Origin of the sequence: Streptomyces sp. NPDC088762 (assembly GCF_044750905.1) — a bacterium.
Taxonomy (GTDB): Bacteria; Actinomycetota; Actinomycetes; order Streptomycetales; family Streptomycetaceae; genus Streptomyces.
This window is the reverse complement of sequence record NZ_JBIVKT010000018.1, coordinates 116,123-142,117: the sequence shown is the minus strand read 5'-3', so window position 1 is coordinate 142,117 and position 25,995 is coordinate 116,123. Positions and strand designations below refer to the sequence as shown.

General features: G+C 70.7%; 13 protein-coding genes. 12 read left to right on the top strand and 1 reads right to left on the bottom strand.

All coding sequences use genetic code 11. The features are described 5' to 3' along the window. Positions 1-32: 32 nt before the first annotated feature. Positions 33-1,478 carry a recombinase family protein gene (locus ACIP5M_RS30730; protein ID WP_401202712.1) on the bottom strand — a complete coding sequence of 482 codons (1,446 nt, stop codon included), beginning with the start codon at positions 1,476-1,478 and terminating at the stop codon, positions 33-35. Positions 1,479-1,676: 198 nt separating this feature from the next. On the opposite strand from ACIP5M_RS30730, the gene ACIP5M_RS30725 reads away from it, so the two are divergent. The 12 genes from ACIP5M_RS30725 (at position 1,677) to galE (ending at position 25,986) form a co-directional block, all read left to right on the top strand. Beyond that, positions 1,677-2,477 carry a hypothetical protein gene (locus tag ACIP5M_RS30725; protein WP_401202709.1) on the top strand — a complete coding sequence of 267 codons (801 nt, stop codon included), beginning with the start codon at positions 1,677-1,679 and terminating at the stop codon, positions 2,475-2,477. A gap of 111 nt (positions 2,478-2,588) precedes the next feature. Continuing rightward, entirely contained in the window at positions 2,589-3,368 is a 780-nt protein-coding gene (locus ACIP5M_RS30720; protein ID WP_401202707.1) for a TIGR03936 family radical SAM-associated protein, read from the top strand. Positions 3,369-3,603: 235 nt separating this feature from the next. Then, positions 3,604-7,626 (top strand): ribonuclease E/G, encoded by a 4,023-nt coding sequence (locus ACIP5M_RS30715; protein ID WP_401202705.1) that lies wholly within the window; start codon positions 3,604-3,606, stop codon positions 7,624-7,626. Positions 7,627-8,065: 439 nt separating this feature from the next. Continuing rightward, the gene (locus ACIP5M_RS30710; RefSeq protein ID WP_401202702.1) at positions 8,066-9,577 is read left to right on the top strand and encodes an integrin alpha; all 1,512 of its coding nucleotides are present in this window, start codon (positions 8,066-8,068) and stop codon (positions 9,575-9,577) included. After that, positions 9,574-13,179 carry a LamG domain-containing protein gene (locus ACIP5M_RS30705; protein ID WP_401202699.1) on the top strand — a complete coding sequence of 1,202 codons (3,606 nt, stop codon included), beginning with the start codon at positions 9,574-9,576 and terminating at the stop codon, positions 13,177-13,179. Before ACIP5M_RS30710 ends, ACIP5M_RS30705 begins: the two co-directional genes overlap by 4 nt. A gap of 99 nt (positions 13,180-13,278) precedes the next feature. Then, positions 13,279-20,172 (top strand): RHS repeat-associated core domain-containing protein, encoded by a 6,894-nt coding sequence (locus ACIP5M_RS30700; RefSeq protein WP_401202696.1) that lies wholly within the window; start codon positions 13,279-13,281, stop codon positions 20,170-20,172. A 146-nt stretch (positions 20,173-20,318) separates the two neighbouring features. Next, complete coding sequence (locus ACIP5M_RS30695) at positions 20,319-20,789, top strand: hypothetical protein (protein ID WP_401202694.1); 471 nt, start codon at positions 20,319-20,321, stop codon at positions 20,787-20,789. A 219-nt stretch (positions 20,790-21,008) separates the two neighbouring features. Next, the gene (gene rplU, locus ACIP5M_RS30690; RefSeq protein WP_015033583.1) at positions 21,009-21,329 is read left to right on the top strand and encodes a 50S ribosomal protein L21; all 321 of its coding nucleotides are present in this window, start codon (positions 21,009-21,011) and stop codon (positions 21,327-21,329) included. 13 nt (positions 21,330-21,342) lie between these two features. After that, on the top strand, positions 21,343-21,597 hold the full coding sequence (gene rpmA / locus ACIP5M_RS30685) for a 50S ribosomal protein L27 (protein ID WP_226732937.1): 255 nt from the start codon (positions 21,343-21,345) through the stop codon (positions 21,595-21,597). A gap of 187 nt (positions 21,598-21,784) precedes the next feature. Further along, positions 21,785-23,230 (top strand): GTPase ObgE, encoded by a 1,446-nt coding sequence (obgE, locus tag ACIP5M_RS30680; RefSeq protein ID WP_401202691.1) that lies wholly within the window; start codon positions 21,785-21,787, stop codon positions 23,228-23,230. 67 nt (positions 23,231-23,297) lie between these two features. Further along, on the top strand, positions 23,298-24,920 hold the full coding sequence (locus ACIP5M_RS30675) for a glycosyltransferase family 2 protein (protein WP_401202688.1): 1,623 nt from the start codon (positions 23,298-23,300) through the stop codon (positions 24,918-24,920). A 52-nt stretch (positions 24,921-24,972) separates the two neighbouring features. Further along, positions 24,973-25,986, top strand: a complete 1,014-nt coding sequence (gene galE / locus ACIP5M_RS30670) for a UDP-glucose 4-epimerase GalE (RefSeq protein WP_401202685.1) — start codon at positions 24,973-24,975, stop codon at positions 25,984-25,986. Positions 25,987-25,995: the final 9 nt, after the last annotated feature.

The window sequence follows — 25,995 nt, the reverse complement described above, 5'->3', positions numbered from 1 at the left end:
CGGCCCCGTCCATCCGGACGGGGCCGACGGCGTCAGCGGACGACGTCGGGGAAGACCTCCCGCTTGACGATCAGTCGCTCCTCGGCGTCGGGTGGAATGCGGAGCTCCAGCTCGATCTCGGGTGCCCTGGTCCTGGGGATTTTCGTACGGCTGATCCGGCAGGTGACTCCCGCCCGCCGCAGGTCGTCGGCCATGACCTCCCGGCCCTCGCGTTCCCAGCGGTCGCGGAAGGTTTCCCCGCTTGCCGAGATGCTCCAATGCGGCTCGGACCGTCGAGGGGAGTCCACCTGTCCATGCACGTATTCCCGTGTGCGCACCGGCCGCGTACCCAGTGCGGTCAGGACACGCGTGTACAGCCTTCGGTACACGGCATCCGGGTCGGGAGCGCCCAAGCCTCCGCTCGGACAATTCCGGCAGCGCAGGTAGGCGTAGGTGCGGCCGTGGACGCAGGACCGCTGGACCGTCATGTTCGTGCGGCAGTCCGTGCAGACCAGAACCCCCAGAAAAGCGGTCGCGCCACCCGGATTGCGGGGCGGTTGCGACCTGCTCCGCTGGTCGAGGGCTGTCTGAAGGCTCTGCCACTCGGACTCGGTGAAGATCGGATCGGCCACGCGAACGGGAACACCGTCCTTGTCGCGGACGACTGTTGACCGGCGGACGCCGCCATCCTTGTCCTCCACGACGCGCAGACCCATCAGTGCGGGGTTCCGCAATCTCCTCAGCAGCGTGCTGGCCGTCCACTGCCCGCCACCACCGGTGGGAAGCCCGCCGCGGGTGAGCACCGTGGTCATGCGACGGGCCGAGACTCCGCGCATCGCCGCGCCGTAACACCATCGCAGCACACGCTGGGCCTGCGGCTCGATGACCAGCTTTCCGCCGCCATCGGTCACGTACCCGTAGGGCGGCTTCCCCACGAGCCAGTCCGACTGCGTTTTGGCGTAGTCCCAGAGGCTTGACACCCTGGCGCTCGTGCTGCCCGTCTCGATCTCCGCCAAAGCGCCGATGACCTCTGCCGTGGCCCTCCCGAGCGGGGTGGACAGGTCGATGGCGTCGTGCTTCGACATGAGGTTCTTCCCGTGGGCCGAACACCAATCGATCATGGTGCTGAGGTCGGTCACCCGCCGGACGAACCGATCCATCTTCCAGAAGAGGATCACGTCGAACTCCGGCGCACGGTCGTTCAGCCAGCATCCCAGTTCTTTACGCTGCCAAGGCGGGACCCGGGTGGCCGAGACGTTGAGGTCCCTGGCGACACCCACGACACGCAACCCTCGTTCCCGGGCCAGGCTGCGCAGTTCGAGCTCCTGACGCACGGGCGACGTCGTGTCCGCGGTGAGCGCCGACAGCCTCACCGATATCAGGGCCCGTGGGGCATCCGCAGGAAGCGCGTTCTCGGCCTGTCGGAGCTCATCGAGCACCGCAAGGTCGGGCTCCCTCCAGTGAACGCCGGCTATGAGCGTGCCCTGCTTCTCGTTCATGGGTGTCATCACGTCCTGCCAACGACGGCCCCTGCCTCCGGTTGTCGACGCGTGGGCTTCTGTTCTCAGATGGACACGCACATCCAGATCGGCCCGACCGGCAAGAAGCTCCTGCCGCTGACCGTCGTCAAGTAACGCCTGCGTATCGAGAGGCCCCCCGCCGCAACGGCCGGGGGCCTCTCGTGTGTCAGTAGGATCATGGAACGAGACAATCCGCGGTCCCCGCAGGGCGACGGCTGCCTGGCCGGAGCCGTCCGGATCCCCGTGAAGATCGTGGCGGTGCTGATCGTGCTGCCCGTACGGGTGGTGTGCGAGCTGCTCGCCGCCCTCGGCCGCGGGCTGGCGCGGTACGTGTTCGCGCCGCTGTGGGAGTACGTGCTCGAACCGGTGGTGCGGGCCCTCGGGTGGGTGGTGGCCACCCTGCTCAGGCTGGTCTTCGTCTGGCCGTGGGCCGCGCTGTGGCGGTACGTGCTGCGGCCCGTGGGGGCCTGGCTGTACGCGTACCTCCTCGCCCCCGTCGGACGGGTGCTGTACGGCTGCCTGATCCTGCCCCTGGCCCGGGCGACCTGGCGGTATGTGCTCGTGCCGGTCGGGCGGGCCCTGGTGTGGCTGGCCGCCGCCGCCCACCGGTACGTGCTGCGGCCCCTCTACCGGTACGTGCTCACCCCGCTCGGGCAGGTCCTCGGCTGGGCCTGGCGCGTGGCCGGGGTGATCACCGGTGCGCTGTGGCGGGGGGCCAAGGCGGTCGGGTGGGTGCTCGTCGGGTGGCCCCTGTCGCAGGTGTACCGGTACGTGCTGACGCCGGCCGGGCACCTCCTGCGCGCGGTGTGGCGAACCGCCCGCGAGACCGTCCGGGAGGTGCGCGCCGAGGTGCGAAGGGTGCTCTTCGGTACTCCTCCCCGGGAACCGGCGAGGTCACGGGCGCGTACTCTGGGTAGTACGACAGCCGCCGACGCGGCACCCGCAGACGAGATCTCCCTGCGCCAACGGCAGGGGTGAGCCGGAGCGGGTCGAGACGACCTCAGGGCGACGCGCGAGCCGCGGAGCCCCGCACAAGGAGAAGAACCACTGGGCAAGCGACAGCCCGAAGGCCCGCCTCCCGCACCGGTGGTGCAGCGCATCCGACTGCGCTACACCAAGCGCGGCCGCCTCCGGTTCACCAGCCACCGCGACTTCCAGCGCGCCTTCGAGCGGGCCCTGCGCCGCGCCGAGGTGCCGATGGCCTATTCGGCCGGCTTCACCCCGCACCCGCGCGTCTCGTACGCGAACGCCGCCCCGACCGGGACCGGCAGCGAGGCGGAGTACCTGGAGATCGGCCTCGCCGAGGCCCGTGACCCCGAGAAGCTGCGCGAACTGCTCGACGAGTCGATGCCGGCCGGCCTCGACATCGTCGACGCCGTCGAGGCCCGCACCTCCGGCCTCGCGGACCGGCTGACCGCCTCCGTATGGGAGATGCGCCTGGACGGCGTGGAGCCCGCCGAAGCCGAGCGGGCCGTGGCGGCCTTCCTCGCCGCCGAGACCGTGGAGGTCCAGCGCCGGACCAAGAACGGCATGCGGACCTTCGACACCCGAAGCGCGGTCGTCAGTCTGGAGGCCCTTTCCGCCCAGGCTGATAGGCCGCTGGACAGTGCCTGTGCGATACTGCGCCTGGTTGTTCGGCATCTGACACCTGCCGTGCGACCCGACGACGTCCTGTCCGGTCTCCGAGCTGTGGCCGACCTGGCGCCGCCGGTCCCCTCAGCGGTGACCAGGCTGGCGCAGGGGCTCTTCGACGAGGAGTCCGGCACGGTGACCGACCCGCTCGCGCCCGACCGCGAGGCTGTCACGGCCGCCCCACCCACGGCCGCCGTAGCCGCCGACGCGAAGGCGCCGGAAGGTCCCGCCGCGTAGGGACCGTCGTCGTCGCGCCGCCCTGGCACTCGGGAGCCACCTGGGTCGGGCAGCGCACAGACCTGAAGACTTCCGCCAGGCCGTACGGACCTACGTACGGAACCGGCGGCCATGGACTACAGCTCCCGTGTGGCGAACGCGCCCCGGAGGCCGGCTCCGCGTTCATCACGCGGACGCCGTGCCGGACCGGACGTCAGCCGCGGCGCCCGGGAGCGTGACGGGAGAACCGCCCGCAATGAACGACAACGAAATCGACACCACCGCCGACAACAACAGCCCGAGCGACAACCTGCCTCCGCGCAGGCGCCGCCGCGCCGCCTCCCGGCCCGCCGGGCCGCCCGGCGCCACCGCTGCCGAGGCGACCCCGGTGACCGAGGCCGCTCCGGCCGCCCCCGCGGAGGAGGCCGCCCCGGCCGCCGCCCCCGCCCGTACCCGCCGCCGCGCGACCCGCGCCGTGGCCGCTCCCGAGGCTGCGGCCGCCGAGGTCGTCGTCGAGGCCCCGGCCGCCGCCGCTGCCCCCGCCGTCGAGGAGCCCGCCGCTCCCGCTCCGCGGGCCCGCCGCCGTGCGACCCGCGCCTCCGCAGCCCCGGAGGCTCCCGCCGCCGAGGCCGCCCCGGCGGTCGAGGAGGAGGCTCCGGCCGCTCCCGCCCCCCGTACCCGCCGCCGTGCGACGCGCGCCGTGGCCGCTCCCGAGGCTCCGGCCGCGGAGACCGCCGTCGAGGCCCCGGCCGCCGACGCTGCCGCCCCGGTCGCCGAGGAGCCCGCGGCTCCGGCTCCGCGTGCCCGTCGCCGTGCGACCCGTGCCGTCGCCGCCCCCGCCGGCGAGAGCGCTGCGGCCGTGGAGGCCGCCCCGGCCCCCGTGGCGGAGGCTCCGGCCGCCGTCGAGGCCGAGGAGCCCGCCGCTCCCGCTCCGCGGGCCCGCCGCCGCGCCACGCGCGCCGTCGCCGCCCCCGCCCCCGCCGAGGCGGCTCCCGCCGAGGAGGCCCCCGCGGCCCCGGCCGAGGTGGAAGAGGCCCCCAAGGCCGCCGCCCGTACCTTCACCGTCGCCGACGCGCTGGACTCCCCGAAGCGCGGCGGCCGCCGCCGCGCCACCCGGTCCTCCGCCCCGGCGGCTCCGGCGGCTCCGGCCGCCCCCGCGCAGCCCGCCGCCGAGGCCGAGGCGCCCGCCGCCCCGGCCCGTGCCCGCCGCGCCGCGCGTCCCGCCGTGGCCGTCTTCCAGGCCCCGGTCTTCGCCGAGCCGATGTTCCAGACCCCCGAGACCGCCGCGATGGCCGCCATGGCCGCCCGCGCCGCCGCCCCGGCCGAAGAGGTCGAGGAAGAGGAAGAGACCGAGCTCGAGGCGGAGGCCGTCCAGGCCCCGGCCCCGCAGCCGGCCGGCCGTCGCCGCCGCCGTGGCCGCGGCGCCGCCGAGGCCGCCCCGGTCGCCGAGTCCGCGCCGGTCTCCCTTCCCGAGGTGCTCGCCGAGGAGGAGCCGGAGGCCGAGGCCGCCGAGATCGAAGAGGAGTACGAGGAGGGCGACGAGTCGGGCGAGCGCCCCTCGCGCCGCCGCCGCCGTGGGGGCCGTCGCCGCCGCCGCGGTGAGGCCGCCGACCTCGACGAGTCCGCCGAGGACACCGCCGCCGAGGCCGCCGAGCAGGAGGCCGAAGAGGAGGAGGAAGAGGAGTCCGAAGAGGCCCTCGGTTCCAGCTCCAGCCGTCGCCGCCGCCGTCGTCGCCGTCGCAGCGGTGAGCCCGCCGACGTCACCGCCGAGGCCGCGGGCGAGGAGGACGGCGTACGCACCGTCGTCAAGGTCCGCGAGCCGCGCCCGGCCCGCGAGCGCGCCGAGTCCACCTCCTCCGACGAGGTCCAGTCCATCAAGGGCTCGACCCGCCTGGAGGCGAAGAAGCAGCGCCGCCGCGAGGGCCGCGAGCAGGGCCGCCGCCGCGTTCCGATCATCACCGAGGCCGAGTTCCTGGCCCGCCGTGAGGCCGTCGAGCGCGTGATGGTCGTCCGCCAGTCCGGCGAGCGCACCCAGATCGGCGTCCTCGAGGACAACGTGCTCGTCGAGCACTACGTCAACAAGGAAGAGGCCACCTCGTACGTCGGCAACGTCTACCTGGGCAAGGTCCAGAACGTGCTGCCGTCCATGGAGGCCGCCTTCATCGACATCGGCAAGGGCCGCAACGCGGTCCTGTACGCCGGCGAGGTCAACTTCGAGGCGCTCGGCATGGCCAACGGGCCGCGCCGCATCGAGTCCGCCCTCAAGTCCGGCCAGTCGGTCCTGGTGCAGGTCACCAAGGACCCGATCGGCCACAAGGGTGCCCGCCTGACCAGCCAGGTCTCGCTGCCCGGCCGCTACCTGGTCTACGTGCCCGAGGGCTCGATGACCGGCATCAGCCGCAAGCTGCCCGACACCGAGCGCGCGCGCCTGAAGACCATCCTCAAGAAGATCGTCCCCGAGGACGCGGGTGTCATCGTGCGCACCGCCGCCGAGGGCGCGAGCGAGGACGAGCTGCGCCGCGACGTCGAGCGTCTGCAGGCCCAGTGGGAGGACATCCAGAAGAAGTCGAAGCAGATCACGACGTCGTCGCCGAGCCTGCTGTACGGCGAGCCGGACATGACCGTCCGCGTCGTGCGCGACATCTTCAACGAGGACTTCTCGAAGGTCATCGTCAGCGGTGACGGCGCCTGGGAGACCATCCACGGCTACGTGTCGCACGTCGCCCCGGACCTGGCCGACCGGCTCCAGCGCTGGACCTCCGAGGTCGACGTCTTCGCGACGTACCGGATCGACGAGCAGCTCGCCAAGGCGCTCGACCGCAAGGTGTGGCTGCCCTCGGGCGGTTCGCTTGTGATCGACAAGACCGAGGCGATGATCGTCATCGACGTCAACACCGGCAAGTTCACCGGTCAGGGCGGCAACCTCGAGGAGACCGTCACCAGGAACAACCTGGAGGCGGCCGAGGAGATCGTGCGCCAGCTGCGGCTGCGCGACCTGGGCGGCATCGTCGTCATCGACTTCATCGACATGGTCCTGGAGTCCAACCGCGACCTGGTCCTGCGGCGCATGCTGGAGTGCCTGGGCCGCGACCGCACCAAGCACCAGGTGGCCGAGGTCACCTCGCTGGGCCTGGTCCAGATGACCCGCAAGCGGGTGGGCCAGGGTCTGCTGGAGTCCTTCTCCGAGACCTGCGTCCACTGCAACGGCCGCGGTGTCATCGTGCACATGGAGACCCCGACCGCGGCCGGCGGCAACGGCAAGCGCGCCAAGCGCCGCGCCGGCAAGGGCGAGTTCGACCAGCACGACCACGAGATCGAGACGGTCGAGGCGGAGGCCTTTGAAACCGAGGCGGAGGTGGCCGCCGAGGCCGCCGCGCCGCGGGCGCTGCCCGAGCCGGAGTTCGTCGCGGACGAGGAGCTGTACAGCAGCCCGGCCGAGGCGGAGGCCGCCGCTGGTCTGAGCGGCCGTCGCAACCGCCGCCGTGCCACCCGCAAGGCGACCGCTCCGGCGGGCGCCCCGCGCGGTACGGCCGCTCCGATGCCCGAGCCGGCCCCGGCCCCCGTGGCCGAGGTCGTCGCCGAGCCGGTCACCGCGCCGGCCGACACGGTCCTGGAGCCGGCCGCCGAGGTCGTCGCCGAGGCCGTGGAGGCCGCCGAGACGGTCGAGGCCGCCCCGGTCGAGGCCGCTCCGGTCGAGGAGGCCGCGCCGAAGGGCCGTACCCGTCGCCGGGCGACCCGCAAGGCCACCGCCCCGGCGGGCGCCCCGGCCCCCGCGGCCGAGGTGGCGCCGGAGCCGGAGCCGGTCGTCGTGCCGGAGCCGGAGCCGGTCGTGGAGCCCGAGCCCGAGCCGGTCGTCGCCGAGGCCGAGCCCGAGCCCGTCGCGGAGGCCCCGGTCGCCGAGGCCCCCGTGGCCGAGGCCGCGCCGGCCCGTCCGCGCCGGCGTGCCACCCGTAAGGCCACCGCCCCGGCCGGTTCCCCGGCGGGCGCGGCCGAGGCGGCCATCGTGGTCGTGGAGTCCCCGTCGGCCGAGCCGGAGGCCCCGGCCCCGGCCGAGGCCGAGGAGCCCGCTCCCGCCAAGAAGGCGGTCCGCAAGACGGCCGCCAAGAAGGCGACGACCACGGCGAAGAAGGCACCGGCCAAGAAGGCGGCGGCCGCGAAGAAGACCGTCGCCAAGAAGGCGGCCACGACCAAGAAGACCGCGGCGAAGCGGACGACGAAGAAGACCGCGGCGGCGGAGCAGCAGTCGCAGCCCTCCGTCTCGGCACCGACCGAAGGCTGATCTCCGGCCCCCGCGGTCCCTGCTCCACCCGGCCCCGCCCGGCACCGGAATACCGGTGCCGGGCGGGGCTTTTTCTCGCACTTTTGCGGATCTTGGCGTGAAAGTGATCAATCCGTTAACGAGCAAGATCGCCTGATGTCGGATATCGCCCCTTGTCGCAGGCGTGTATGGCGGGCGATGGTGTGCGGACGCTTCAATGCGGCTTGTCCTGGTGGGGATCTACGGCAAGCGGGGGGAAACGGCCAAACGCGCTTGACCGTGCGCATTGATGCTCCTTTTCGTCACTTCGCTCCGTTTTCTGCTCCATCCGAATTCCAGCCGCGCTGCAGCGCCCCGCGAATTCGACGGAGACGGACCACATCAGGTGATCAGAAGAACCCCCGCGCCGCCCGGCGCTTCTGTGCGGCATGCCATCAGAGGGAGGCTGGGCCTCGCAGCCGTGGCCGCCGCACTGGCCCTCACGACGGGGCCGCTGCCGCTGTCCACCCCGGCCGCCGCCGCGGTCGCGCTGGCCGCCGGATGCAGCGGAGCCGAGGCGGACTTCAACGGCGACGGAATCCGCGATACGGCCATAGCCGACCCGGAGGCCACGGCGGCGGGCATGTCCAAGGCCGGGGTCGTGCACATCGTGTACGGCGGCGGCAAGGGAGTGCTCGAACTTACCCAGGAGGTCACGAAGGCCGGGGCCTCCGAATCGGGTGACCGCTTTGGCTACTCGCTGGCGGTCTACGACGCAGACCTTGACGGGTGCAGCGACCTGGCGGTCGGTGCGCCGTACGAGGACATCGGAACCAAGGCCGACGCCGGCCGCGTCATCGTCGTCTACGGTTCCCCCGCCGGCCTGGGGGCCGGCAAGGAGGCCGTCGACTACACCCAGGGCACGGGCTTGCTCGCCAACATCCCCGCTGAGACGGACGACTGGACCGGCTACTCGCTCGCCGCGGGCAAGTCCTCGACCGGCGTGCCGTTCCTCGCCTTCGGCGCCCCCGGGGAGGACGTCGGCACGATCACCGACGCGGGCGACTTCTTCTACATCTCCGGATCGACCACGGTGACGGCCGTCTTGGTCACCCAGGACTCGACCACGGCCGGAGCGGTGCCCGACGCCGCCGAGCCGTACGACCGGTTCGGCACCGCCATCACGGCCACCCCCACCCACCTCGTGGTCAGCTCCCCGGGTGAGGCCCAGGGGGCCATCCCTGACGCCGGCGCGGTGACGATCTTCAGCCACGCCCTCACATCGGGCTCGCCCAAGCCGCTGAGCGTGGTCACCCAGGACACCCCCAACATGTACGGCTCCTGCGAGAACGGCGACGTCTTCGGCACGTCGATCACGGCGGTGCCCTACCGTGCGGCCGGGGCCACCAGCACCACCGAGTCGCTCCTCGCCGTCGGTGTCCCGGGCGAGGACCTGGACACCACCGTCGACGCGGGCGCCGTCCAGGTGCTCAAGCTCGACGCGGCCGGCGCCTACACCGATCTCGGCTGGATCCACCAGAACGTGGCCAATGTCGGCGGTGAGTCCGAGCCGGGCGACCGCTTCGGCCAGCGCGTCGCCGCTTTCAACACCGAGCCCACCGCCACGAGCACGGCGGCCAACGTCCGGCTCGCCGTGGGCGTTCCGGGCGAGGACTCGGTCAGCGGTCTCGCCGACCGGGGCATGGTGCACATGTTCGGGATGGTCGGACCGCCCGGCGACTCGGACAAGCTCCTCGAGCCGGGCTCCGAGATCCAGACGCCGTCGGCCGCGCACCTGTACGCCGGGATGAGCATCGGCGGCGGTTCTGCCGGCCTCTACGTCGGCATGCCGTACGGCCCGGCCGGGGGCCGCGCGGTCTACCTGTTCCCGTGGACGATCAGCGGCTCGGGGGGCACACCCATCGAGACGTTCAAGCCCGGCGAGGGCGGTCTGCCCGCCGATGCCCCCACCTTCGGAACGGTGGCCCGATGATGCCCCAGCCCACGAGACTGCGCCGTACCGTGCTGCGCCGCGCCTCGCTCGCGGCCGTCACCGCCGGAGCCCTCGTCGCCACCACCCTCGGTCTGGACCTGTGGACCGGTGAAGACCAGGCCCGCGGACCGGAGCCCGTTGCCGTCGGCACCCCCGTCCAGACGGAGGCCGAGGCGCGGATCGCGGCCCGTACGAGCGGGAAGCAGGTCGAGGTCCTCGGCCTGCGCACCGAGCAGCGCGAGATCTTCGCCGCGCCGGACGGCACGTACACGGCCCGCGAGTACACCGAGCCGGTCCACGCCGTGCAGAACGGCAAGTGGGTCGACATCGACAAGACCCTCGTCAAGCAGGCCGACGGCAGCGTCGGGCCCAAGGCGACCACTGTCGCCCTGACCTTCTCGGGCGGCGAGGCGGGCAAGCCGTTCGTCACGATGCGCCGCGCCACCCGCGAGATGTCGCTGACCTGGCCCTACGGCAAGCTCCCCGCGCCCGTGCTCGACGGTGACACCGCCACCTACCCCGACGCCCTGCCGGGCGTCGACCTCAAGGTGCGGGCCGAGGCCAACGGCTTCGGCCACCTGCTCGTCGTCAAGACCCCGCAGGCCGCCGCCGATCCCCGCCTGGCGCGCCTGGACCTCGGCCTCAAGTCCAAGGGCCTGACGTACAAGAAGGACGCGAACGGCGCGGTCACCGCCGTGGACAGTACCGTCGGTGGCACCGTCTTCCAGTCCGGCGCCCCCAGCATGTGGGACTCGGCCTCCTCCCAGGAGGCCGCCGCCCGCACCAGGGGTCCCAAGGCCGTCGCGCAGTCCCTGTCCGCGGCCCGCGCCGACGCGCCCACCGGGAAGGACGCCGCCGCGGCGCTCGCCCCCGCGCTGGAGGGCCCGGGCGGAGGCGGCAAGGCCGCCCCGCTCGGACTCGAAGTGTCGGCCGACAAGCTGACCCTGGTCCCCGACCAGAAGCTGCTGCGCGACGGTGCCACCGTCTTCCCCGTGGTCATCGACCCGATCCAGAAGACCGCCGACCGCTCCGGCTGGCTCGGCGTGATGTCGGGCAAGCCCTCGGTCGGCGAGTGGCAGTACTCCGGCAGCGCGGGCGTCGGCAAGTGCCCGACGGACTACAGCGCGGCCTCCTGCGCCGGTGTCGGCGTGCGCCGCGTCGCCTTCCAGATCCCGCTGTCCTTTTACAAGGGGAAGCAGATCCTCGACGCGACCTTCAGCGCGCGCGTCCAGCACGTGTACTGGGCCGATGCCCGTGCCGAACCCATCCAGCTCCAGCGGATCGGCGGCAGTACGGCCCACATCGACAGTGCCAGCAACTGGTCCAACACCCAGAACACCACGCTGACGACGCTGGAGACGCTCAACCAGAAGATCCAGCCCACGAGCTGCGAGTCGCAGGCCAACATGCACTTCAAGTCGGGTGCCTCCGGAGGCCTGACCAACAGCGTGCGCACTGCGGCGAACGACGGCTGGGACTCGATGCTCCTGAACCTGCGCGCGCAGGACGAGGGCAGCTTCGGCGGCTGGAAGCGCGTATGCGGCAACGCGTACATGACCATCAGCTACAACACGCTGCCCGGCCAGATCAGCGCGAGCGCCATGTCGTCCAACCCCGGTGGCGCCTGCGTCACCGGGTCCGGCCGGCCCTACACCGACGTGCCGCCGACACTGCGTGCCGTCGCCAACGACGTCGACTCCGGTGAGCAGGTGAAGGTCCGCTTCCGCGTCCAGTGGAAGGACGCGGCCGGCGCCGCCCAGTCGTACGAGGAGGACACGGAGTACAAGGCGCCGACGACCTCGACCCCCTTCGAGCGCACCGTCAGGTCGACGATCCCCGAGAACACGCCCATCTCCTGGAGCGTCGCCACCCATGACGGCGACGGCTGGGGGCCGTGGAGCGGCACGTGCGAGTTCATGTACGACAAGTCCTTCCCGGGCAAGCCGAATGTGTTCTCACCCGAGTACTCGGCCACGAACGAGTACCACGACGGTGTCGGCGCGCCCGGTACCTTCACCTTCTCGCCCAACCCGAACGACTCCGTGCCCGACACGGACGTCGTCAAGTACCGCTATTCCTTCGACGGCGAGCCGAACAAGGAGGTGGCCAACGCCGCCGCGGGCGGCCCGGGCTCGGTGACGTGGACGCCCACCCGCCCCGGCCCGCACTGGGTCGACGTCGTCGCGATCGACAAGGCGGCGCACCCGAGCGCCACGGCCCGCCACAGCTTCTACGTGGCCTCCGGCGCCACCGCCGCCGCGCAGTGGAACCTCGCCGACGCGCCGGGCGGCAACGCCGCCGACGAGGAACAGGGCAAGTACCCGGCGGGCTTCGGCCCCGGTGTCACCTTCGGTGTCCCCGGACCGGGTGGCTCCATCGACTCGGCGGCCCATTTCGACGGCACCGCCGACAGCTGGGTGGACGCGGGCAGCACGGTGCTGGACACCCTCAAGGGCTTCAGCGTCAGTGCCTGGGTGCGGCCCGCCGACCTGAGCCGTGACATGACGGTGGTCAGCCAGGACGGCACCGGCGAGCCGGGCTTCGTCCTGGGCTACGACGCCGTGGCCAAGACCTGGAAGTTCTCCGTCCCGGTCGGTGACGTGGAGACCCTCGGCGAGTGGAAGGCCGTGTCCACCGGGGTCACCCCCGTCAAGGACCAGTGGGTGCTGCTGACGGGCCTCTACGACGGCGCCGCCGGCAAGATCCAGCTGTACGTCAACAAGGACCTCAAGGGCGAAACGGTCCGCCGTTCCACCTGGAAGTCGTACGGCGCGCTGCAGATCGGCCGCCACATCGACAAGACGGGCTACGAGGACGCCTTCGTCGGCGACCTCGCCGAGGTCCGCGTCTTCGGCCGGCCGCTGCTGCCGGGCCAGATCAACGAGATCAGCACGGTCAAGCCCGCGCGCAAGGGGTACTGGCAGCTCAACTCGGCGCAGTCCGGTGTCACCCCGGACATCGCCGGCGGCCAGGGCCTGACCCTGGCGGGCAACGCGGCCCTGTACACCCCGAACATGGACGACCCGCTCGAGGCCCCCACCGCGCCCATGGTGGGCGCCGGTCACCTGGTCCTGGACGGGAACGGGGACTACGCCACGACGGCGGCCGCCCCGGTCACCGGAACCGCGAGCTTCACCCTCGCGGCGCGGGTCCAGCTCACCTCGATCGACGCCCCCACCTCGCAGACGGTCTTCTCGCTGCCGGGCAACAACACCAACCGGGTCCAGGTCCGCTACCAGGGCGCCACCAAGCGCTGGGAGCTGGCCGTGGCCTCCTCGGACACGGCAGGCGCCGCGGTGAAGGTCTTCTCCGACGACCAGGCCCTGCCGGACACCAACCCGGTGGGCCAGCACCTGGCCGTGGTCTACGACTCCTTCGCCGGCCAGATCCGGCTGTACGTCAACGGCCAGCTGGCGGCCTCCGCCAAGGGCGTCGACAACACCCTGTGGGCCGCCACCGGCGGCCTCCAGGTGGGCCGTTCGCTGCGCGGCAACACGGAGTACTTCGCCGGAGCCATCGACGAGGTCCGCGCGTACGACGGAGCCATCGACCCGACGGCCGTCATCCAGCTCGCCTCGACCGGCGAGCTGACCGACCGCTAGGCCTCCCCTTCCTGACAGGTGTGCCCGCCCCTCCCCCGGGGCGGGCACACCTGTCCGATCACGCACCACCTTCCTGCTCGAACTCTGTGGAGTGCACTGATGTCTCTACGCGGCCGATTGCTCAATCGGCGCATATCCAGGCGGACACTGGGGTCCGTCGTCATCGGACTGAGCCTTGCTCTGTCCGCCTCCTCCGTACAGGCCCTCGAAGCCGCTCCCGGCGGCACCAAGCGGCCCGGAGTCCAGAACTTCGGCGACCCCGTGAAGGGAACGAAGGCCAAGCCCAAGGGCCGCCCCGCGAACGCCGCCGCCAAGGCGGCCGTCAAGAAGCTCGACAAGCCGGTCTGGCCGGGCAGCGGCAGCGCCGAACTGGGTGTTGCCGCAGCCCAGGTGAAGGTCGGCGGCCTCCCCGTCACCGTCACCGCCCCGAAGGAGCCCGGGGCGAAGGCCCCGGCCGCCTCCTTCAAGGCCGCCGCGGTCGGCGGGGCCAAGCAGCCCGGCAAGGTCCAGGTCGACGTGCTGGCCCCCGAGCGGGCCGCCAAGCTCGGCGTGGGCGCGCTGCTGCGCGTCCAGCGGGCCGACCAGGCCGCCGACGGCGGCCAGGTCCGGCTGAACGTCGACTACTCGGCCTTCGCCGACGGCTTCGGCGGCGCCTACGGATCCCGCCTCCAACTCGTCGAGCTGCCGGCCTGTGCTGCGGTCGCCGACCCCGGCACCGCAGCCTGCCCCGAACTCCCCAAGCCGCTCAAGACGGTCAACAATCCGAAGACGAAGACGGTCTCCGCGGATCTGACCGCTCCGGCGCGTACGGCCGGCATGTCCACGATGGCGGCTGGTCCGTCCGCGAGCGGCTCGATGGTCGCCCTCGCGGCCGGTGACTCGTCCTCGCAGGGCAACTATGCGGCCACTCCGCTCGCTCCGTCGGCGAAGTGGAGCGTGTCGAACTCCTCGGGCGGCTTCTCCTGGTCGTACCCGCTGCGCACGCCCCCGGTCCCGGGCGGCCAGGTGCCGACGGTCGGCCTCGGCTACTCCTCGCAGTCCGCGGACGGACGTACCTCGGACACCAACAACCAGGGCTCCTGGCTCGGTGAGGGCTTCTCCTACGAGCCCGGCTACGTCGAGCGCCGCTACAAGCCCTGTGCGAAGGACGGCCAGACGTCCTCCGCCGAGCAGTGCTGGGCCTTCGACAACGCCACCGTCATGCTCAACGGCTCGGCCACCGAGCTGATCAAGGGTGACGCCGACGGCAAGTGGCGGCTCGCCTCCGACGACGGTTCCAAGGTCGAGCAGCTCACCGGCGCCGTGAACGGCGACAACGACGGCGAGCACTGGAAGATCACCACGGCCGACGGCACCGAGTACTACTTCGGCAAGAACCGTCTGCCGGGCTGGGCCACGGGCAACGAGGAGACCTCCTCGGTCTGGACCGCCCCCGTCTTCGGCAACAACTCGGGTGAGCCCTGCTACAACGCCACGTTCGCGAACGCCTCCTGCCAGCAGGCCTGGCGCTGGAACCTGGACTACGTCAAGGACCGCCAGGGCAGCGTCATGTCGTACTTCTACGGCAAGGAGACGAACCACTACGCCCTGAACGGCAAGACCGACGTCAACGGCACCCCGTACACGGCCGGCGGCTACCTCAAGCGCATCGACTACGGCCAGCGCGAGGCCACGGTCTACTCGGCCAAGGCGCCGGCCCGCGTCGTGTTCACCACGCAGGAGCGGTGCCTGCCGACCGAGACCTTCAAGTGCCTCCCGACCGACTTCAAGAAGGAGAACGCCGCCTTCTGGCCCGACGTCCCGATGGACCGCTACTGCGCGCCGAGCACCAAGTGCACTGCCACGCAGGTCGCGGCCTCCTTCTGGACCCGCCAGCGGCTGACCGGCGTCACCACGCAGATCCGCAAGGACGCCACGAACTACGACGACGTCGAGGCCTGGACGTTCACCCACCAGTTCACCGACAACGGCGACCAGTCGAAGACGCTGTGGCTGTCGAAGATCGACCACGAGGGCCGCAGGGGCGGCACCGCGAGCGTCCCCTCGGTCGAACTGATGGGTACCCAGCTCAAGAACCGGGTCGACGGCCTGAACGAGAGCATCGCTCCCTTCTACCGCTTCCGCCTGTCCACGGTCCTCAGCGAGACCGGCGCCCAACTGGACGTGAACTACGCCCCGGCGGAGTGCACCAAGGAAGCCCTGCCCAAGCCGGGCGAGTCCACCCAGCGGTGCTACCCGGTCGTCTGGTCGCCCCCGGGCTTCCTCGACCCGATCACCGACTGGTTCCACAAGTACGTCGTCGCCCAGGTCATCGAGACCGACCGGACGGGCGGCGCCCCCCAGCAGGTCACGGACTACGCCTACCAGGGCCCGGCGGCCTGGCGTAAGGCCGAACCGGACGGCATCACCGAGGACAAGTACCTCACCTGGGGCGGCTGGCAGGGCTACGGCAAGGTCACGGTGACCACTGGTGGCACGGCCACCACGAAGACCCGGGTCGACTACACGTACCTCCAGGGCATGGACGGGGACAAGAACTCCGCCGGAGGCACCCGTTCGGTCACGGTCACCGACTCCGAAGGCGGCACCTACACCGACTACAAGGAGTTCAGCGGGCACGAGCTGGAGTCCGCCACCTACGACGGCGACAAGCTCGTCTCGAAGGTCATCAAGACCCCGATGCGGCATTACACCGCGACGGACACCAACACCTGGGGCACCAGCCACGCCTCGTTCACCAGGACCGTCAAGACGCGCGGCTACACGGTGACCGAGGGCGGCGACGGCCGCCGCGAGGCGGAGTCGAACGCCACGTACGACCTGACCAACGGCACCGGCCGGATCCTGGAGTCGGAGGACCTGGGCGACCTGTCGACCACGGCCGACGACACCTGCACCCGTACGACCTACGCGGACAACGCGGCGGCCAACATCCTCGCCGCGACCTCGCGCGTCGAGTCCGTCTCGGTGAAGTGCGCCACGGCTCCTGACCGCAGGACGCAGGTGATCTCGGACGAGCGCACCTCGTACGACGGCCTGGCCTTCGGCGCCGCGCCCACCGTGGGCAACGCGACGCAGACCGAGCGCATGACGTCCCACAACGGGACGACGGCCACATACCAGGTCACCGGTACGACGGCGTACGACGCCTTCGGCCGGCCGACCACGCAGACCGACGCCGCGGGCGCCGACACCAAGACGGCGTACACCGACGTCAACGGCCTCATCTCCCAGACCAAGGTCACCAACGCCCTCGGTCACGTCAACACGAGGGACTACGACCCCGCCTGGGGCCTGTCCACCGGCCAGACCGATCCGAACGGCAAGCGCGGCGACCTCGCCTTCGATCCGCTCGGCCGACTGGTCTCCGTCTGGCTCCCGGACCGCTCGAAGAGCGCCGGCCAGACGCCGAGCGTCAAGTACAGCTACAACTACCGTCTCGACAAGCCGGTCGCGCTGAAGACCGAGAAGATCGAGATCGACGGCTCCTACGGCGCGGAGTACGTCCTCTACGACAGCCTGCTGCGGCCGCGCCAGAAGCAGACGGAGGGACCGTCCGGCACCCGTATGGTGGCGGACACCTTCTACACGCCGACCGGAAAGATCGCCAAGGTCAACGCCACGTACAACGCGGCGGGGGCGGTCTCCGACGAGCTGCTGATCGTCCGCAACGGCGATGTGGGCGCGCAGACCCTGTACGAGTACGACGGCTTGGGCCGTACCACGGCCCAGATCTCCGCCGTGGCCGGCGGTGAGCAGTGGCGGACCACGATCGTCCACGGCGGCGACCGCACCCATGTGGACCCGCCGGCCGGTGGCACGCCCACGACGACCCTGATCGACGCGCAGGGGCGGACCACCGAGGTCCGTCACTACAAGGGCGCCTCCCCGGTGCCGAACGGGCCGACCTCCGGCTACGACGCCACCAAGTACACGTACACCCCGACGGGCAAGCTCCAGCAGCTCACCGACCCGGCGAACAACGTGTGGTCGTACAAGTACGACCAGCTCGACCGGCTGATCGAGGCGGTGGACCCGGATTCGGGCAAGCGTACGACGGCCTACGACGAGGCCGACCGGCCGACGTCCACCACGGACGCCCGCGGCAAGACGGTCTCGACGGTCTACGACAAGCTCGACCGCGTCCTGACGACGTGGGACGGCCCCGCGAACACCGGGACCAAGCTCACGGAGCAGCGGTACGACAAGGCCGGCTGGCTCGGCTACGGATGGGCTTCACTGCGCTACGTCAACGCAACGGAGTACTTCGGCACGATCGTCCAGGCGATGGACGAGTTCTACCAGCCGCTGAAGACGGCCTACACCGTCCCCGCTTCGTCGGGAACGGGCCTGGCCGGCACCTATGTCTTCAGCAGTGCCTACAACCGTGACGGCAGCAAGCAGAGCGACTCGCTCCCGGCTGCGGGCGGTCTCGACGCCGAGACCCTCGCCTACACCTACGACGACATCCAGCGCCTGAAGACCATGACGGGCGCGACCCCGTACGTCACCGACGCCACGTGGTCCGGCCGGACGCTCCTACAGCAGCTGGAACTGAACAACGGAGGCAAGAAGGTCTGGCAGACCTTCCAGTACGAGACCGGCACCGACCGGCTGATGCAGTCGAAGGTGGACGTCTACGGCTCGACCACCGGGCCTGCCAAGCAGTCGAACTACTCGTACGACCAGGTCGGCAACGTCAAGTCCATCGCGGACGTGGCGGGAGCGGGCACGCCCGACCTGCAGTGCTTCGCGTACGACTACCAGGCCCGCATGACGGAGTCCTGGACCCCGGCCACGACCAAGGCCGCAGCAGCCGCGTCCGGCACGGTCGGCAGTCAGGTCCCGGTCTCGGGATCGGGTCCGGCGGCCTGCAACACGGCTCCCGGCGCCTCCGCGCTGGGAGGCCCGGCGCCGTACTGGAACTCGTACACCTTCGACTCGGTCGGCAACCGCCTCACCGAGACGGCGCACGACACCGGTCTGACCGCCTCGAAGGACGTCAAGCGCACCTTCACCTACAAGGCGGGCACCCACCGGGTCGAGAAGGTCGTGGAGAACACCCCGACCGGCGACCACCAGTACACCTACGGCTACGACACGGCCGGCAACACCACCACCCGCACGATCGGAGGCAACACCCAGACCCTGGAGTACAACGCCCTCGGCGACCCGGTCAAGAACAGTCAGCCGGACGACGTCACCACGCCGGGCACAAACGAGGCGTCGGAGACGACGTTCCTCTACGGCCCCGACGGCGGCCGGGTCCAGCGCAAGGACGCCACCGGCACCACGGTGTACCTGCCGGGCATGGAGCTGCGCCTGGACGCGGGGACGACCACCGCCAAGGCGACGCGGTACTACGCCTTCGCGGGACAGAGCATCGCGATCCGCACCCCGGACAAGAAGCTCTCGTTCCTGGCCTCCGACCACCACGGCACGGCCGAGATGTCGATCGACGCCACCACAGGTGCGGTCACCCAGCGCCGCATGGACCCCTACGGCAACAGCCGTGGCACCCCCCAGGGCACCTGGAAGGGCGAAAAGGGCTTCGTCGGCGGCACGATCGACGCGTCCACGGGTCTCACGACGATCGGGGCACGCGAGTACGACCCGTTCCTGGGCAAGTTCATCACCCCGGACCCGGTCGTCGACACGAGCGACGCCCAGCAGCTGAACGCGTACGCGTACGCGCACAACCGTCCGGTCTCGGCGAGCGACCCGAGCGGTCTGTACGACCCGGACGAGCGTGCGTTCTGCCAGGGCAGGGACGACTGCACGAACGGCAGGTACACCCCGAAGCCCGACAAGGACGACCCGCCGCCGCCCCCGGTCACGGACGCCGAGAACGATCTGCGTGATGCCGAGGGCGAGCACAACCGCACCAAGGCGAAGATCAAGAACGCCGTCAAGCAGATCACCAAAATCCTCATGGATGAGCTCGGTGTGACGGCGGCCCTGGACTGCTTCTCCAGCGGCGACCTGGGTGCGTGCGGTGAAACGGCGCTCAACATCGCGAGCAGCTTCGCCGGCGGCATCGCCGGCAAGGTCCTCAAGAAGTACGGCTGGCCGACCCAATGGGAGAAGGCCGCGTCTCTCGTCAAGAAACTGGGCGGGCTGGCGCTCGACCTGGTAGACGGGGTCAAGGCCTGGTTCAAGACCTCGGAGAAGGTCGAAAAGGCCAAGGGCGCATTGGCGGCAGCGAAGGCTCGGTTCAAGGGTTCCGGCGGCAGCTGCCCCATCCCGCACAGCTTCCTGCCGGGCACGGAAGTCCTGCTTGACGACGGATCAACGAAGAAGATCGAAGACGTCAAGGTCGGGGACCGGATCACCACGACGGACCCGTCGACTGGTGAGAACGTGACGCGGGAAGTCGTCGGCACGATCGTTACCCGTGATGACAAGCACTTCGTCGATCTGACGATGGACACCGGGGCTGGAGAGGCGTCACTCGTCTCGACTGTCACCCACCCCTTCTGGGTCGAGAGCGAACAGCGTTTCATCGATGCAGGTGACCTGAGGCCGGGAATGCGGTTGCGTACGCCGACCGGCGCCACTGTCGAACTGTCGGGAATGCGATTCTTCAATGAACTGCGCCGGACGCACGACCTGACCATTGAGGGCATCCACACGTACTACGTGCTGGCCGCGACGGTGCCGGTACTCGTGCACAATTGCGATACCGGCGGGCTGAGCCTCGCAGGTGCGCGGCAGGTGAGTGGACGCTTCCCCAAGACTGCCGACCCCGGCGAGACGCTCTTCCGTCAGAAGGAGGACGGTACGGTTACTGCTTATGCAAGGTATGACGATGACGGCGAGATGCTGCAGCGTGCAGACGTGGACCCCGCTTCGGCCCCCCATGCCGGCATACCGGCCCCGCACATCCTCGACATGGTGAAGAACACGAATCCGAAGACTGGACAGGTCTTCCGTACCTGGGCAAAGTTGCCGCGGCCCCTACGGCCGGAAGAGCGGCTGTGCGGCTGTCGGTAGGTGGCGCGCGACGTGATCGGAGCAGCCCACCAGATCTGTAGATAGTCAAATATCGTAATAGCTGCGCCCAACACTTAGGCGCCCGCCAGCAAAATGGCGGGCGTCTAAGTATTTCCCTGTTTCAGCGCGCGTTCGACCTCATCTGCGTGAGTGACCTGAAGGAGTTGCCGATGGATGATCCGATGGAATATCCGGGAATTAAATCCTGGGCAGATGAGTGGGGAGGTGGCGTCGATTATGTCGATTACGTGAAAAGCAACGGCGATCTAGCCATGCTGGTGGCATTGTCTCGGCTGCTCTGGCCTAGGTTTGTCGAAGTTCAAGGCTGTGTGCTGTGGGATCGCGCATACGAGGAGCCAAATTTCGAACTGTGGCATGACAGCCTCTCCGGCGACACCCGGAAAATTGAGGCGACGCTCAATCAACTCCGAGTTTGGCAGATCGTCGAATCGGAGGACGTGGAGGAAGATTGGCAGGCGTTGAAGTTCGCTGCTGACTGCATTGTGAAGACATGGCGGGCTGCCTTGCGCGCAGAATTTCCCGAGCGGAATTTCGATGTTCGGGTCATTGATTCCGAGGACGGTCCCATCGTGACGTTCTCCTCCGGCTTGGCTTAGCCGGCCGGAGGGGGCCGCGCCGGTCCTGGCGTGCCGCTGGGCCCCGGTTTGATTCATCGGACCGGGGCCCGTAACCTAGGTTGCTGGCGTGTCTACGTGCACGCCATCCACTGAGCACCTCACCTCCCGTACCGCCTCGCGGTGTGGGGGAGGCCGGCCTGCGGTTCCCGCGGGGCCGGCTGGCTTCAGGGGTTCCCATCGAGCGAGAGAGAGATCCGCGTGTACGCCATCGTGCGCAGCGGTGGTCGCCAGCACAAGGTTGCTGTTGGTGACATCGTTGAGGTTGACAAGATTTCCACTGCCAAGGTTGGCGACACGGTCGAGCTCTCGACCCTGCTCGTTGTCGACGGCGACGCCGTGACCAGCGACCCGTGGGTCCTGGCCGGCATCAAGGTCACGGCCGAGGTCGTGGACCACCACAAGGGCGCCAAGATCGACATCCTGCGCTACAAGAACAAGACCGGCTACCGCCGTCGCCAGGGTCACCGTCAGCAGTACACGGCGATCAAGGTCACCGGTATCCCCGCGGCTGCGAAGTAAGAGGGACTGAGACATGGCACACAAGAAGGGCGCATCGTCCACCCGGAACGGGCGCGACTCCAATGCCCAGCGGCTCGGCGTGAAGCGCTTCGGCGGTCAGGTCGTTTCCGCCGGCGAGATCCTCGTCCGCCAGCGCGGCACCCACTTCCACCCGGGTGCGGGTGTCGGTCGCGGTGGCGACGACACGCTGTTCGCGCTGCAGGCTGGCTCCGTCCAGTTCGGCACGCACCGTGGCCGCAAGGTCGTCAACATCGTTCCGGCCGCCTGATCCAGCTCCTGCTGATCGCGCGTACGTAACTTCCCGAGGGCGGATCTCACCTCTTCCCGGCGTCAGCCGGGAAGAGAGGTCCGCCCTCGGCGCGTTGTCTCAGAGACACGCTCAGGCACGTTTAATGGGCAGCTAGGTCTGCCACCGGACTTTCCGGACCATTCCCGCTGTATCTGGAGGAACAACCATGACCACCTTCGTGGACCGCGTCGAGCTGCACGTCGCCGCGGGTAACGGGGGCCACGGCTGCGCCTCCGTTCACCGGGAGAAGTTCAAGCCGCTCGGCGGCCCCGACGGCGGCAACGGCGGCCGTGGCGGTGACGTGATCCTGGTGGTGGAGCAGGCGATCACCACCCTGCTGGACTACCACCACAGCCCGCACCGCAAGGCCACCAACGGCAAGCCCGGCGAGGGCGGCAACCGCTCCGGCAAGGACGGCCAGGACCTGATCCTGCCCGTCCCGGACGGCACCGTCGTCCTCGACAAGGAGGGCAACGTCCTCGCCGACCTCGTCGGCCAGGGCACCACCTACGTCGCCGCCGAGGGCGGCCGCGGCGGCCTCGGCAACGCGGCGCTCGCCTCGGCCCGCCGCAAGGCCCCCGGCTTCGCGCTCCTCGGCGTCCCCGGCACCACCGGCGACATCGTCCTGGAGCTCAAGACCGTCGCCGACGTGGCGCTGGTAGGTTTCCCGAGCGCCGGCAAGTCCTCGCTGATCTCGGTGCTCTCCGCCGCCAAGCCGAAGATCGCGGACTACCCGTTCACCACCCTCGTCCCCAACCTGGGCGTGGTCACCGCCGGTTCGACCGTCTACACGATCGCCGACGTCCCCGGCCTGATCCCCGGAGCCAGCCAGGGCAAGGGCCTCGGCCTGGAGTTCCTGCGTCACGTCGAGCGCTGCTCGGTCCTCGTGCACGTGCTGGACACCGCCACCCTGGAGTCCGACCGCGACCCGGTCGCCGACCTCGACGTCATCGAGGAAGAGCTCAGGATCTACGGCGGCGGCCTGGAGAAGCGCCCGCGCCTCGTCGTCCTCAACAAGGTCGACATCCCCGACGGCCAGGACCTCGCCGAGATGGTCCGCCCCGACCTGGAGGCCCGCGGCTACAAGGTCTTCGAGGTCTCCGCGGTCGCCCGTACGGGCCTCAAGGAGCTCTCGTACTTCCTCGCCGAGATCGTCGCCAAGGCGCGCGCCCGCAAGCCCAAGCAGGAGGCGACCCGCATCGTCATCCGCCCGAAGGCCGTGGACGACGCCGGCTTCACGGTCGCCTACGACGAGGCCGAGGACGTGTACGTGGTGCGCGGCGAGAAGCCGGAGCGCTGGGTCCGCCAGACCGACTTCAACAACGACGAGGCCGTGGGCTACCTCGCCGACCGCCTCAACCGCCTCGGTGTCGAGGACGCGCTGAAGAAGGCCGGCGCCCGCGCCGGTGACGGCGTCGCCATCGGCTCCGACGAGAACGCGGTCGTCTTCGACTGGGAGCCGACCATGATGGCCGGCGCCGAGATGCTGGGCCGTCGCGGCGAGGACCACCGCATGGAGGCTCCGCGCCCGGCCACGCAGCGCCGCAAGGAGAAGGAAGCCAAGCGCGGGGACTCGGCGCAGCAGGAGTACGACGAGTTCCGGCCGTTCTGATCTGCCCTTTTTGGACCGGTGGGCGGCCTTGAAGTGATGTTTACCCGGGTCGCCTAGGATCCACCGGGTGAGCAGCGCAAAACCTCCCACCGTCTCCATCGTGGTGATCGCGTACAACGACGCCGGGCTCGTGGGCGAGGCCGTTGCATCGGCCCTCGCCCAGGGCCCGGCGGTCGCCGAGGTCATCGCCGTGAACGACGCCTCGTCCGACGGCACCGCGCGGGTCCTCGACGAGCTGGCCGCCGTACACCCCCGCCTCAAGGTCGTGCACCGCACGGAGAACAGCGGCGGGTGCGGCACCCCGCGCAACGACGGGATCGCGGCCGCGTCCTCCCCGTACGTCCTGTTCCTCGACAGCGACGACGTCCTGCCACCGGGGGCGGCCGAGGCCCTGCTGCGCGCTGCCCAGGAGCACCGCACGCCGGTCACCGTCGGCGCGTGCGTACGCCGCGAGCTGCCGCTGCACCACGACGTGCCGTGGGTGCCCGGTCTCTACACGCCGGGCGAGGTCGTCGAGCGGCCCGCCGACCGGCCGGAACTCGTCCGGGACACGCTCTGCGTCAACAAGCTGTACGACCGGTCCTTCCTCGACGAGCACGGGATCCGGTTCCCCGACGGACGGTTCATCTACGAGGACTTCGTCTTCACCGCCCGGGTCCTGGCCGCCGCCCCCCGCATCGCGGTCATCGGCGACCTCGTCTACGTCTGGCACGTGCGCCGGGACGCCGCCCAGGTGTCGATCTCCCTGGACCGCAAGGACGTGGGGAACTGGCGCGCCCGCGTCGAGGCCCACCGCACCGCCTGGCGGACCCTCGCCGCCGCGTCCCCGGAGCTGGGCCGCGCCTGCCAGGTGAAGTTCCTCGAGTACGACCTGCGCATGTACCTGCGCGAGCTCGGCAAGGACCCCGGCTACCAGACCGCCTGGTGGACCCTGACCCGCGAGTACCTCGACACCTTCGACGAGGCCGCCGTCGAGGCCGCCGCCCCGCACGCCCGCTGGATCGTCCGGGTGCTGCGGGCCACCGCCACCCCGCCCGCCGACGTCGAGCGGCTGACCCGTTTCGCCGCCGAGCCGCCGCGCCTGCTGCCCCCGTACGCGACGGGAGCCGACGGGGTGCCGGTGTGGAGCGAGGAGCTCCCGGTCGAGCTGGACGGGCTGCGGGAGATGCCGGTCGCCGCGCTGCCGGTCACCATAGACGCCGAGCCGGCCGGCAACGCCGCCGTCCGGTTGCGCCTGCACGACCTCTACGGGCGGCTGGCCGAGGCCGGCCCGCTCACCGCCCAGCTGCGCTTCCTGCCCCGCGCGGGCGGAGACCCCGTACTGGCCCAGCCGGTGCCGCTGACCCGGGATGGCGCCGATGCCGGCGGCTGGACGGCCGTGCTGCCCTTCCGCCTCGCCGACCTGGCTGCCACCGGCCGCCGGCTGGGCCTGCGCAGGCTCCAGGCATGGCACGTCGAAGTGGTCGTGGACTGCGCGGACGGGAGCTCTCTGTCGACCTCCCTGCGCCCCCGGGGCGGGCTGCTGCGTCGCCGGGCCCTGCCGAGCAGCCGGTACGGTGTCCTGCTGACGCAGCCGTACCGTACGGGTTCCGGTTCGCTGGCCCTGCGCCTCGCGCCGGGTGCGGCGGGCGCGATGTACCTCGTACGGAACAGACTCGGCCGGGCCAAGGCGGCCCGCGTCGCGCGCTGACGGGTCGACGACCGCCGGCCGCGGAACCAAAGACAGGACCAAGGAGTTACACATGACGTTTCTGATCACCGGTGGCGCCGGATACATCGGCGCGCACGTCGTCCGCGCGATGCTCCTCGCGGGTGAGAAGGTCGTCGTCCTCGACGACCTCTCCACGGGCAACGAGGACCGCGTGCCGGAGGGCGTCCCGCTGGTGGTCGGCTCGGTCCTGGACCGGCTGGTGCTGGACGAGACCATCGCCGAGCACAAGATCACCGGCGTGGTGCACCTCGCGGGCAAGAAGCAGGTCGGCGAGTCCGTCGAGAAGCCGCTGTACTACTACCACGAGAACGTGTACGGCCTCACGGTCCTGCTCCAGGCCGTGGCCGCCGCGGGCATCCGCAACTTCCTCTTCTCCTCCTCCGCCTCCGTCTACGGCATGCCCGACGTGGATCTGGTGACCGAGGACACCCCGTGCGCCCCGCTGAGCCCCTACGGCGAGACCAAGCTGGCCGGCGAGTGGCTGGTGCGCGCCGCCGGCAAGGCGCACGGCATCTCCACCGCCTGCCTGCGCTACTTCAACGTGGCGGGCGCCGCGACCCCCGAGCTGGCCGACACCGGCGTCTTCAACCTGGTCCCGATGGTCTTCGAGCGCTACGACGCCGGCCAGGGCGCGAAGATCTTCGGCGACGACTACCCGACCCCGGACGGCACCTGCATCCGCGACTACATCCACGTCGAGGACCTCGCGGAGGCCCACGTGGCGGCGGCCCGCAAGCTCGCCGAGTGGGCGTCGGCCGGGGACTACAAGGACCTCACCGTCAACATCGGTCGCGGCGAAGGCGTCTCCGTCGCCGAGATGGTCGCCCTGCTGAACGAGGGCACCGGGCACACCCACGCCCCGGTGATCAGCCCGCGCCGCCCCGGCGACCCGGCGAAGGTCGTGGCCTCGGCCGACAAGATCACCAGCGAGCTGGGCTGGAAGGCCCGCCACGACGTCCGCGAGATGGTCACCTCCGCCTGGGCGGGCTGGGAGGCCAACAAGGCCGCCCGCAAGGACGCGCACAAGGACGTCCACCGCCCCTGAGCCGAGGCC